Raw genomic sequence first — 12,692 nt, 5'->3', positions numbered from 1 at the left:
ATGTCGCAGCATAAGGTCGTTTTGTTACTAGGAAGTAACTTAGGAGAGCAAAAAAAAAATATAGAGCTTGCATTAAAGAAGATCAATGAGGCAGGAAATAACATTTCACAAATCAGCGAATATTTAATGTCTGACCCCGTAGAATTTGCCAGTTCCAATATTTTTTGTAATATTGCAGCAATAATATTCACACATCTTTCACCAATTCAACTGCTTGATTGTATTAAGAATATAGAAGTTGAGATGGGAAGAATTAATGATTCAAAAGTCTCTGGAGGGTATACCGACAGGATCATAGACATTGATATCATTAAGTATAATGAATTAGTTTTTAAATCAGAAAGATTAGAAGTCCCTCATAAAAAACATCTTTTTGAACGGGATTTTTCCAGAATATTATTAAAAGATTTTATTTAAAACATAAAACATATTGTATGAAATTAGGTTTATTATTATTGGCTACGACATTGCCAATTGCAGCTTTCGCACAGAACAGCAGCACTACAGTAAACTCTTCCACAGAGTATCCTAATACATTCTCCTCAGGCTCCGCTAATGTACAAACCTTTGACAATAAAGCCAGACGTTTCAGAGACTGGTCTATTTCTGTCGGAGGAGGTCCTGCATTTATGGTTCACTCCGATTTAAAATCTATCCGCAAGGATAAGATCAATTGGGGGTACAATGCTTACGTAAGCGTAGATAAGCAAATCACACATGCATTCGCTCTAAGCGTTATGTATATGAGAGGAGAAACGAAACAAACAGCACAACTTCCCGGTGCTGCAGGAGTAAAATCAGGAATTGCTACAGCAACTACCCAGTTTGATAATATCTCTTTATTAGGAGATATCAACTTCTCAAACTTATTCAGAAGAGTAGATAATCATTCTCCATACAGATGGGCACTCCATGGGTATATGGGAATTGGTGTTCAGGGATTCAGAACGTCATTACATGACAATGATGAATTCAGATGGAGTACAACTCCTAGAAGAACTCCTTTATTCATTAAGCAGGATATCGATATCAACTCTATCTTCTATCAGGGAGGTTTAGGAATCAAATACAATGTTTCTAAACTTATTGATGTTGAAGCAAGAACGATGTACATTATCAGTGGTGATGATGAATTCGATGGTGGCGGATGGGCAGGCCCTAATGACTATGATCCTTCTACTCCAGGTTCAAAATATAATATGCTAAATCCTAGAAGATCAGATAATGCATGGACAGTAAGTTTAGGTGTATCTTTCAAGTTAGGAAAGCAGCTATCTCACCTTGCATGGCATGATCCGCTTCAGGAAGCTTACTACAGAACCAGCGTTCTTGAAAATGCATCTACAGACCTTGTCGTTTGTGAAAAAGGTGATGCAGACAATGATGGAGTATGTGATGATTGGGACAGACAGCTTGATACTCCTGCAGGAGCAAGAGTAGATGGTGCCGGAGTTGCTTTGGATATGGACCTTGACGGGGTTATTGATCTTTATGATAAATGCGTAACCGTTCCAGGACCTGTTGAAAATAACGGTTGTCCTATCAAATAATTAAAAACTTAAGACTCTTTTTCAAAAGAAATCAAATAATAATACACGATGAAATTAAGTTTAGCAATTGTTGCATTTGCTTTGGCTATTCCTTCTGCCACTTATGCACAAGACTCAACTGCAGATTCTGGTGGAAAGTATCCTAATACATTTTCTTCAGGATCTGCGAATGTTTCCCCATTTAATAATCAATCTAAAAGATTTAATGACTGGTCTGTTTCAGTGGGAGCGGGTGTTCCGCTTCTTCAATCAGCAGATTTAACTTCTATCAAGAATGGTAACGGTAAAAATCTTTTTGGATATTCTGCTTATGTAAGTATTGATAAAGCAATTACACATGCTTTCGGAATCAACTTACAGTACGACAGAGGTGAAACCAGACAAGGATGGTTCAATAGTAAAGATGCAGCACCTGATGGAACTGCAGTAGCTGGAAGAACTCAATATGATGCGATCTCCATTTTAGGAGACATCAACTTCTCTAATTTATTAAGAAGAGTGGACAACCACTCTACTTACAGATGGGCTCTGCATGGATATGCAGGTATTGGTACTATCGCTTTCAGAGCATACCAGAAAGACAGCAAAGGACAGAGATTGATGACTGAAGTAAAACCTTTCCAATTAGGTTCAATGTTTATGCAGGCTGGTACAGGTCTGAAGTTTAAAGTAAACAGAAGAATCGATATCGAAGGTAGATTAATGTATGTAATAACAGGTGATGATGAATTTGATGGAGGTGGTGACGCTTACAGTGCGATCAACAAACGTTCTGAGCAGGTTTCTGACAACTTCTTCAATGCAACTTTAGGACTTTCTTTCAAACTAGGAAAACACGAGTCTCACGTAATGTGGCATGATCCGCTTCAGGAAATCTATTACAAACTGGATGTATTGGCTAATAAAAACCAGGATATCGAAGTATGTAAAAAAGGAGATGCTGATAACGACGGAGTATGCGACGATTGGGACAGACAACTTGATACTCCTGCAGGAGCAAGAGTGGATGGTGCCGGAGTTGCACTTGATGTTGACCTGGATGGTGTCATCGATCTTTACGATAAGTGTGTAACAGTTCCTGGACCTGTTGAAAACAACGGATGCCCTATCATTAAAAAAGATAACAAAGAGACTGCTGTAGAAGTAGAAAAAACTCTTAAGGATATTTACTTCAATTTTAATAAAGCGACTATCAGACCTGAGTCTAACGAAAAATTGGATCTGGCTGCTTCAATTATTAAAGAAAACGGAGGTAACTATCTGTTAACTGGACATACTGATATCAAAGGAAATGCTGCTTACAACTTAAGACTATCTAAAGAAAGAGCTGCTGCTGTAGTAGGAGCTTTAGAAAGCAGAGGAATCAATGAAAATATACTGAAGTCAAGAGGGGTAGGTTCTGCAGAAGCAACGGTCCCTGCATCAGCTTCAGATGCTGAAAGATTGGCAGACAGAAAAGTTACGGTAAAATTTATAGAAAGCTCAGAATGGGATTCGATCAAAAAGAAAGACTATGAAGATGCGCCTGTAAAAAAATCAGTAAAAAAGGTTCCGGCTAAGAAAAAGAAGAAATAATTCTTACAAATACATCCTAAACCGAAAGGAAATGCTCTTTTCGGTTTATTTTTTTTCTACTCCGAATTTTTTTACATATCTTTAACATTATTTTTGGGATGCCCTTTAGAAACACATTAAGAATCAGCGAGTTCATCTTGAAAAAAATTAACACAAAATCGTTTTTTAACGTAAAAATTCATTTAAAATAACTTAACTTAAAAAAATAACACTATGAAATTAAGTTTAGCAATTGTAGCATTTGCTTTGGCAATTCCTTCTGCCACTTATGCACAAGACTCAACGGCAGTTTCAAAAGGACAGTACCCTAATACATTTTCTTCAGGATCTGCTAATGTTTCCCCATTTACCAATCAGTCTAAGAGATTCAACGACTGGGCTATTTCCGCAGGGGTTGGAGTTCCACTTCTTCAATCGGCAGATTTAACTTCTATCAAGAATGGTAATGGTAAAAATCTTTTTGGATATTCTGCTTATGTAAGTATTGATAAAGCAATTACACATGCTTTTGGAATCAATTTACAGTACGACAGAGGTGAAACCAGACAAGGATGGTTCAATAGTAAAGATGCTGCACCTGATGGGACTGCAGTAGCTGGAAGAACTCAATATGACGCAATCTCCATTTTAGGAGACATCAACTTCTCTAATTTATTAAGAAGAGTTGACAACCACTCTACTTACAGATGGGCTCTGCATGGATATGCAGGTATTGGTACTATCGCTTTCAGAGCATACCAGAAAGACATCAAAGGACAGAGATTGATGACTGAAGTAAAACCTTTCCAATTAGGTTCAATGTTCATGCAGGCTGGTACAGGTCTGAAGTTCAAAGTGAACAGAAGAATCGATATCGAAGGTAGATTAATGTATGTGGTAACCGGTGATGATGAATTTGATGGTGGTGGTGATGCTTACAGCGCGATCAACAAACGTTCTGAGCAGGTTTCTGACAACTTCTTCAATGCGACTTTAGGGGTTTCCCTAAAACTAGGAAAACATGAATCACACGTAATGTGGCATGATCCGCTTCAGGAAATCTATTACAAACTGGATGTATTGGCTAATAAAAACCAGGATATCGAAGTATGTAAAAAAGGAGATGCTGATAACGACGGAGTATGTGACGATTGGGACAGACAGCTTGATACTCCTGCAGGAGCAAGAGTGGATGGAGCCGGAGTTGCACTTGATACTGACTTAGATGGTGTAATCGATCTTTACGATAAGTGTGTAACAGTTCCTGGACCTGTTGAAAATAACGGATGTCCTATAGCTACAACAGGACCTGTAGTAGAAACAGAAACTAAATTGGAAGGAATAGAGTTTGACTTAAATTCTGACAGAATTTTACCTTCAAATACTCCAATCCTAAACAATGCTGTAAACTATATTAATTCTTCAAATGGTTCTTATAATGTAATTGGTGCTACTGATACAAGAGGTACTGATGCTTACAACCAGAAACTATCTGAAAGAAGAGCAAACAACGTTAAGAGCTACCTGATCAAAAATGGTGTTCAGAACGGTAAACTACAGGCAGTAGGAAAAGGTGAAAAAGACCTTAAATACCCTGAATGTGAACCAGCAACGAAGTGCCCTGAATGGAAAAACAGAGCCAACAGAAGAGTATACTTCGAAGCTAAATAATAAGCTTATTAATTTATTATATAAAAGTCACGCACTGCGTGGCTTTTTTTGTCATCATACTTTTCTTATTTTTACAACATGATTTCTCCACAGGATTTTCAAAAGCTAAAATATGATACCCTTAAGTATTTCTGGGGGTATACCGAATTCCGAGACTCTCAGGAGGAAATCATCAATGCTGTTATCAATGAAAAAGATACGCTGGTGCTTCTACCCACAGGAGCAGGAAAGTCCTTATGCTATCAGCTTCCCGCTTTACTGAAAGAAGGAACCTGCCTTGTAATTTCTCCCTTGCTGGCATTGATGAAAGATCAGGTAAATCAGCTTAAATTCCGTGGAATAGAAGCAGAATACCTTTCATCTGAGCTTGATGAATATGATGCTGAAACCATCTATGCCCGTTGCAAGGAAGGGCTCACAAAACTACTGTATGTTTCTCCTGAGAGACTTACCAATAGTCAGTTCATCCAAAACATGGAGGAAATTCAGCTATCCTTTATTGCGGTAGATGAAGCTCACTGTATTTCAGAATGGGGTCAGGATTTCAGGCCAAGTTATCAGAATATTAAAAGATTCAGAAGTAATAATCCTGAAATACCATGCCTTGCTTTGACAGCGACTGCAACGCCAAAAGTTCTGGAAGAAATCAAAAATAAACTGGAGCTGAAGAAGCCTTTTGTCTTTCAGAAAAGTTTCAAAAGAGAGAATATCAAAATCTTTACTGATGAGGTATCTGATAAATTCCAACGTGTTTTTGATATTTTAAAATACAGCAATGATTCCGGTATCGTATATGCGAGAACCAGAAAAGAAACTGAACTGCTGGCAGAATTCCTGAAGAAAAATCAAGTGAAAAATGTGGATTATTTTCATGCAGGTTTAACAACGAAAGAAAAAAATGCTAAACAGAATCTTTGGAACAAGAGTGACAATCATGTTCTTATTTCTACCAATGCCTTTGGAATGGGTATTGACAAAGATAATGTACGGTTTGTCATCCACTATTCACCTGCGGCCTCTATAGAAAACTACTATCAGGAAATAGGAAGAGCCGGAAGGGATGGAAAAGACAGTTTCGCCTTTATGCTTTGGAACAAGCAGGAACTTCTGAATTTTGATCAGGTTTTAAAAAACCAAACTCCGAATAAAGCAGAGTTTTTAAAGATCATCAGCTACCTCTACTCTATATTTCAGGTTGCAGAATTTGAGCTTCCTGAAAAAACCTTTCAGCTTAATACCATTGGTATACAGAATTTCACCAAACTTTCGAAAGCTAAAATCAATAATATCCTCAATTTTCTGCACAATCAGGAAATCATTTATTACAATGAAAATAAAAGCTTGTCTTCACTGGAGCTTTTTATCAAATCTGATGAGATAGATCAATTACCACAAAAGGACGCTTATTTCTTAGAGCTTCTTTTCCGTACTATATCTGGAATCACTACCCATAAAGTAATGTTCAGTGAACAGCAGGTAAGCAATAAAATCAATGTCAGTGTACCTTTGATTAAGGAACGTCTGAAAGAACTGCAGCAAAAAAATTACCTCGAATATATTGATGGGGCACTTTCAAGCATAAAATTCCTGAAACCCCGCGATGAAAGGGCTGTGAGCAGTGTTTACTGGAAATTATTTGAACATATTCAGAGAAATAAAATCCTCAAATGGGAAGAGATGAAATTTTACGCAGAAAATAATGACTATTGTAAAATGAAACTTATTCTTGCCTATTTTGGCGAAAAAAATTCAAAAAACTGTGGTCAGTGTTCTGTTTGTGAAAAAAATAAACAGTCTATGTTTGGTAAGAATATTTCTCTGCAAATTATTAATTTATTGACGAAAAAGGCGGCAACCATTGAGGAGCTCTCTATACAGCTGAGCTATCATTCTAAAGAAAACATCTTAGAAAACCTTATTTTTCTTCTCGATTCAGGAAAGGTAAAAATGCTCAATTTCAGGACATATGCAATTAATCATGAATAATAAATAATGAGTATAAGTTTGTTGATATAATGTTACATCTTATCACCGATTATTGATCACATGTATCTCGAATCCTATACCTCGGAATCACTCCCCTATTCATAATTGAAAAGCTGCTTTCTGGTGTTTTCAGCTATTAACGAAAACCCTATCTTTGCAGTATGAAATCATTGAAAGTCGTTTTTTTAGGGACTCCAGAGTTTGCAAAAACTTCTTTGGAGGCCATCCATCAATCTCACCATCAGGTGGTAGGAGTGGTGACTGTAGCTGATAAAGCAAGTGGCCGCGGACAAAAGATTAACCAATCACAGGTGAAAGTTTATGCAGACGAAAACAATATTCCCGTGTTCCAGCCGGAAAAACTTAGAAATCCCCAATTTTTGGAAGAACTAAGAAAACTGGATGCTGATGTTTTTGTAGTAGTTGCATTCAGAATGATGCCTAAAGTTCTTTTTGAAATGCCTAAAATGGGTACATTCAATCTTCACGCTTCTTTATTGCCGGATTACAGAGGCGCTGCACCTATCAACTATGCCGTAATCAATGGAGAGGAAAAAACAGGAGCAACAACCTTCTTTATAAATGAAAAAATTGACGAAGGGAATATCCTTCTTCAGCAGGAACTGGAAATTTTACCCGATGAAAACGCAGGAAGTCTTCACGACAGATTGATGGAAACGGGATCAGGATTGGTCGTTAGAACATTAAATGGTCTTGCTGAAAATACGATTGATGAGAAACATCAGCCGGAAGTAGAGCACCCTAAAAACGCTTATAAAATCTTTAAGGAAGATACCAAAATCAATTGGCATGCCCCTTCAAAAACTGTTCATCAGTTTATCCTGGGAATGTCACCTTATCCTGCCGCTTTCACGACTTTAAAAATAGAGAACGAAGAAAAAGGATTAAAAATATTCAATGGTAAGTTTGAACTTTCTGATCACGGAAAACCAGCTGGAACCTTGGATATTTCAAAGAACGAATTTAAAATCTATACTGAAGATGGAATTTATTATCCCCTGGAACTTCAGTTGGAAGGTAAAAAAAGAATGATGGTAAAAGATTTTCTGAATGGTTTCCGAAACTTTGATGAAATAACGTTAAAAAATTAAGGAGAACTTATATAGTCTACAAAAGTCACAAAAGGTTTATTATAAACAGTTTGTGACTTTTTTTATTTATAAAACACATTGATTTTCTCTAGCTTTTACTTACCATTTTCTTCCTGATCCTACTGATAAATTCAGGAGTTACACCTAGGTAGGCTGCAATCTGAATATTGGTCAGCCGATGTGCTGTTTTCGGATAAGCCTTCAAAAATTCAACATACCTTTCCTCTGACGATTTACTTAAATTATCAATGATTCTTCTTTGTAATGCTATGATTGACATCTGAAACTTAAACCTCATCAGTCTTTCTATCTCAGGCATTTCAGAATAAAGCTTTTCTTTATCTGCTTTCGAAATCAGAAGAATCTCACTATCCTCAAGAGCCTGAATAGTAAGTTTTGAGGGGATATTGTTGATAAAACTGTCAATATCGGAGATCCACCAGTTTTCAGTTCCAAAATATAATATCTGTTCGGATGCATTATGATTGGTATGAAAGACTTTAAAGCAGCCACTGACTACAAATCCTTCGAAGTCACCAATCTCTCCTTCTTTCAAAAGGAACTCTTTTTTCTTTAGTTTCTTAAGGGTAAAAGCATTGCAATAACTATCGAGCTTTTCATCTGAAATTTCAATGTATTCTCTAATATGCTTTTTTAAAGACTCTATCATAATTTAAAAATAAAAAAAGGTTTAGAAAAATCCTAAACCTTTTATTTTATATTGTAAACAGCCATTTTTGTGAGCCAAACTCACAGCTGACTATTCATTGATTACAATTGTACCAACTCTGTAACCTCTACATCATATCCTCCAACCTGAGGCTTGATATTTGGGTTTTGAGTGATTACTTTGAACTTATTGATTCCTAAATTCTTTAAGATCTGCGTTCCAATTCCATAATCTCTGTAATTGTATGCTAACGTAGGATGTTGCTCCTGCCCGTCCTGATAATTCAGGAACTGCTGAAGTTTTCTCAAAGTATTTTCAGAGTTAGAAACATTGTTGATAAAAATAATAGCTCCTTTCCCAGCTTCATTTACCATTCCTGTTACTTTTTCCAATAATGGTTTTTCACCGTTATTCAATCTTGTCAATACATCGAAATAAGAATCTGAAGACTGTACTCTTACCAAAACAGCCTCATCCACTGTCCATGAACCTTTTGTAAGGGCAAAGTGGATCTGGTCATTGGAAGTTTCTCTGAAAGCATAAAAATCAAACTCACCGTAGTGCGTTTTTACTTTTTTCTCTTCAAGTCTCTCCACAAGATTTCCTTTTTTAAGCTGATAATGGATCAGATCTTCAATAGATACAATTTTCATATCATGCTTTTGAGCGAATGCATGCAATTCAGGCAGACGTGACATCGTACCATCTTCATTCATGATCTCACAGATCACTCCTCCTTCTTTCAAACCTGCTAAATGCGTAAGGTCAATTGCTGCTTCTGTATGTCCAGCTCTTTTCAATACTCCTCCCTTTCTTGCACGAAGCGGGAAAATATGGCCAGGTCTCATAAAATCTGTAGGCTTGGATTCTTCATCCATCAGCGCTAAAATTGTTTTTGCTCTGTCTCCAGCAGAAATTCCGGTAGATGTTCCGTTTCCTAAAAGGTCAACTGATACGGTGAAAGCTGTTTCTTTAGGATCGCTGCTTCTGCTTACCATCACTTCAAGTCCAAGCTCATCACATCTTTTTTCAGGAAGCGGCATACAGATCAATCCTCTTCCATAAAGTGCCATAAAATTGATAATTTCCGGCGTTGTCAGTTCTGCTGCGCAAAGAAAATCTCCTTCATTTTCTCTGTCTTCATCATCTACTACTATGATTATTTTACCATTTCTAAGGTCTTCTATAGCCTCTGGAATAGTATTTAATTTAATATCGGACATTTTTACTTTTTATTTTTGCAAAGATACTCATAAAAATAAGCATCTGCCAATTAATTCTGAATGGTTTATTACGCTTTAGATAATGAGTTTGCTGCCTCTCTGAATATCTCGTAAGACCTCAATCTTTTCTGATGATCGTAAATATGCGAATTGATCATCAGCTCATCCACCTGGAATCTTTCCTGGAAATCTTTAAGTTTTTCCTTTACTTCTTCCTCATTTCCGATAAAAGTATATCTTAATTTTTGTAAAACCATCGACTTTTCCATGGGTGACCAGATTTCATCCATATCATCAACCGGCGGAGCAAAAGGCTTTCTGTCATTTCTTACGATATTGATGAATGCCTGAAATAAAGTAGTGGAGATTCTATGAGCTTCTTCTGAAGTTTCAGCAGCCACACCATTTATACAAGCAATGATATAAGGTTTATCTAAATATTTTGACGGTCCAAAATGCTCTCTGTATATTTTAAAAGCCATTTCCATCTGCTCCGGAGCAAAATGTCCGGCAAAAGCATATGGCAAACCGAGTTCTGCAGCAAGCCACGCACTGTCTGTACTTGATCCCAGAATATAAATCGGGACATCCAGCCCTTCCCCCGGAATAGCACGAACCATGGCATCTGAATTTTCTTTTGAGAAATATCTTTGTAGTTCGAGGATCTGTCTTGGAAACTGTTCATTGATAATAGCAGGATTTCTTCCTAATGCCTGAGCGGTCAGTCCGTCTGTTCCGGGAGCTCTTCCTACTCCAAGATCAATTCTTCCAGGGAAAAGAGATTCCAGGGTACCGAACTGCTCTGCAATAATCAGAGAGCTGTGGTTGGGAAGCATAATCCCTCCTGAGCCTACTCTTATTTTTTTTGTTCCATTGGCGATAAAACCGATTAAAACCGAGGTCGCTGAACTCGCAATACTTTCCATATTATGGTGCTCTGCCAGCCAGAATCTTTTATAATCTAAATTTTCAGCGTGATTAGCTAGTGATAAGCTGTCCTGAAAGGTATCATGAATGCTTTTATCCTGCTTTACCGGTGCAAGATCTAAAACAGAAATTTCAAAATTTTTCATATTGAGAGGTTAATTTTTCTTTAATCTAAAAAACCAAACAAATTTAAAACATAAAATCTGCATTAGTTACTTTTTGTAATTAATAAAACCGATCGATCAGTTCAGGGAAAAACTATGGAAATAAAATTTTTGTTTACCTGATTTTACTTATAAGATTTTGAGTAAATTGCAGTATTATTCAAGGACATGAAAACAAAAATAATGTATCTCGAAAACAAATCCTTCGGTCATCATGGTCCTGCATGGATGAGCTGTGCAACATTTTCAAAATCCGGGCAAACAGTTTATTTTGAAGGCAAGGCGCTCAAAAAACTAATATACATTGTATTACGAACACAAACTCACAATTGCTGCAAGCTAATGATAATCTATTTTACGCTTTATCTTTGTGCCAATACTTCCTGCAAAGAAGCGGTTCTCAGGATAATTTTTCCTGTTTTATCTAATAAAAACATTGTGGGCGTACCTGCCACTGCGTAATGCATAAAGTTGGTTCCTTTTATCCCTTCATAATCACAAAATGCATCTTTCTTCCATGGGAAATGATCTGATTTACTTTTAAACACAGCTACTTCTTTATCGGCAGATACAGATACAATACGAATCCCTTGCTTTTGTAAAAGCTCATAGTTACCCGGGAGCTGCTGCAGAAGATTTTCGCAGGGCCCGCATCCGGATTCATAAAAAATAAGAAGCGTTTTTTGATACTCATTTCCTGCCAGCTCGCTGCTTTTGAGCGTGGTGGTTTCATGGTTATGATCCCCGGGATTCCCTATATGCTTTGTAAATACGAGATCCGGAGCCTGGCTGCCCACTGCTCCTTTGAGGTACACGGCGAGAGATCCTTCGTAATGGGTCATTTTTCCGGAAGAAAGAACCCAGGGGGTAATCCCGGCAATATACTGGTCTTTTCCCTGCTCATTGAGGTAATGCGTGGTGCGCCCTACAAAATCTGTGTATTTTTTCTTATCTGTAATCTTGCTGCTGAGCCTGGAGAAATCTTCCACAAAGCGGTAGGGATCCTGCAAAACCTGAGTGTGCATACCTACCCATGCGGAGATTACATTCGTCCAGTATCCGGAGGTATAAAGGACTTCAGGATCCATCTCACTTGCGATATACCGGGCGATATTATCTGCTTTCTGAGATTCGTTATCAAAGAGTTCTGTGCCTATTCCCTGGGTGGCATTAATAATGCGGATAAGCGCTTTGGCATAATCCGGATCTTTGCCCAGAGAGGCCTGAAACATTTTGTAATCTTTTTTCTGGGTTTCATATTCCTGCTGAAAAGCGGGATAGCTTTTGTCTGTTTTGGGATAAGACCGTGTGGCCTGAAGCATGGCATCATGACGGGCAAAAATGTCCTGTTGCTGCTTATACAGCTCATTAAGCTGTTGGTTTTGCGTATTCCCCTGATAGATAATGTTTTTTTCGGAAGGCATAGCCTCCTGGCAGCTTACAGAAAAATCTTTTCCGGGGATAAGCATATCCAGCCCTCCGCCCTCTTTGGAATTGGTAATAAGCCAGCGGCTCATTCCTGTATAGGGTGCATACTCTTTGGGAATACTAAGGGTAAATTTTCCGTCTTCCGGGATGGTTCCCTGCACAAGGGTTTGCTGCTTATCTCCCTGAAAGATGATAAAGTCATACGTTTTGCCTGCAAAATGCGGAAAATACAGGTCTATTTTCTGGGCATAAGACCAGCAGCAAAGGCTGCACAGCATGAAAGATACTATTTTGTTCATTTGTTTTTTTATTTAGAATTGGGTATCATACGACCCATTACAACAATGGCAAGAAAGCCCTGTTGGCTATAGGCATCTGAAGCCTTTGATAAATTATTTCCGGCGGCG

10 protein-coding genes are annotated in these 12,692 nt (G+C 37.6%); 6 read left to right on the top strand and 4 right to left on the bottom strand.

Annotated features, from left to right (window positions below; all coding sequences use genetic code 11):
- The 6 genes from folK (at position 1) to fmt (ending at position 7,873) form a co-directional block, all read left to right on the top strand.
- Complete coding sequence (gene folK / locus C1634_RS10250; protein ID WP_109738365.1) at positions 1 to 417, top strand: 2-amino-4-hydroxy-6-hydroxymethyldihydropteridine diphosphokinase; 417 nt, start codon at positions 1 to 3, stop codon at positions 415 to 417.
- A 17-nt stretch (positions 418 to 434) separates the two neighbouring features.
- The gene (locus C1634_RS10245; RefSeq protein ID WP_103234767.1) at positions 435 to 1,550 is read left to right on the top strand and encodes a flagellar motor protein MotB; all 1,116 of its coding nucleotides are present in this window, start codon (positions 435 to 437) and stop codon (positions 1,548 to 1,550) included.
- Between the two features lie 48 nt (positions 1,551 to 1,598).
- Positions 1,599 to 3,125: an OmpA family protein gene (locus tag C1634_RS10240; protein ID WP_109738364.1), complete on the top strand. Its 1,527-nt coding sequence runs from the start codon at positions 1,599 to 1,601 to the stop codon at positions 3,123 to 3,125.
- A 213-nt stretch (positions 3,126 to 3,338) separates the two neighbouring features.
- The gene (locus C1634_RS10235; protein WP_109738363.1) at positions 3,339 to 4,775 is read left to right on the top strand and encodes an OmpA family protein; all 1,437 of its coding nucleotides are present in this window, start codon (positions 3,339 to 3,341) and stop codon (positions 4,773 to 4,775) included.
- A gap of 78 nt (positions 4,776 to 4,853) precedes the next feature.
- The gene (locus C1634_RS10230; protein WP_103234765.1) at positions 4,854 to 6,761 is read left to right on the top strand and encodes a RecQ family ATP-dependent DNA helicase; all 1,908 of its coding nucleotides are present in this window, start codon (positions 4,854 to 4,856) and stop codon (positions 6,759 to 6,761) included.
- Between the two features lie 161 nt (positions 6,762 to 6,922).
- A complete protein-coding gene (fmt, locus tag C1634_RS10225) occupies positions 6,923 to 7,873 on the top strand; it encodes a methionyl-tRNA formyltransferase (protein ID WP_103234764.1) in 951 nt (316 codons plus the stop codon).
- Positions 7,874 to 7,961: 88 nt separating this feature from the next.
- On the opposite strand, the gene C1634_RS10220 is transcribed toward fmt, so the two are convergent.
- The 4 genes from C1634_RS10220 to C1634_RS10205 all read right to left on the bottom strand — a co-directional run bounded on the left by C1634_RS10220 (position 7,962) and on the right by C1634_RS10205 (position 12,584).
- On the bottom strand, positions 7,962 to 8,543 hold the full coding sequence (locus C1634_RS10220; protein ID WP_103234763.1) for a Crp/Fnr family transcriptional regulator: 582 nt from the start codon (positions 8,541 to 8,543) through the stop codon (positions 7,962 to 7,964).
- Positions 8,544 to 8,644: 101 nt separating this feature from the next.
- A complete protein-coding gene (gene ribB / locus C1634_RS10215) occupies positions 8,645 to 9,766 on the bottom strand; it encodes a 3,4-dihydroxy-2-butanone-4-phosphate synthase (protein ID WP_109738362.1) in 1,122 nt (373 codons plus the stop codon).
- A 68-nt stretch (positions 9,767 to 9,834) separates the two neighbouring features.
- The gene (locus C1634_RS10210) at positions 9,835 to 10,839 is read right to left on the bottom strand and encodes an LLM class flavin-dependent oxidoreductase (RefSeq protein WP_109738361.1); all 1,005 of its coding nucleotides are present in this window, start codon (positions 10,837 to 10,839) and stop codon (positions 9,835 to 9,837) included.
- Between the two features lie 380 nt (positions 10,840 to 11,219).
- On the bottom strand, positions 11,220 to 12,584 hold the full coding sequence (locus C1634_RS10205) for a peroxiredoxin family protein (RefSeq protein WP_165835306.1): 1,365 nt from the start codon (positions 12,582 to 12,584) through the stop codon (positions 11,220 to 11,222).
- Positions 12,585 to 12,692: the final 108 nt, after the last annotated feature.

Origin of the sequence: Chryseobacterium viscerum, from assembly GCF_002899945.2 — a bacterium.
GTDB classification, from domain to species: domain Bacteria; phylum Bacteroidota; class Bacteroidia; order Flavobacteriales; family Weeksellaceae; genus Chryseobacterium; species Chryseobacterium viscerum.
The sequence above is the reverse complement of the archived record's forward strand: the minus strand, read 5'-3'. Positions and strand labels throughout refer to the sequence as shown.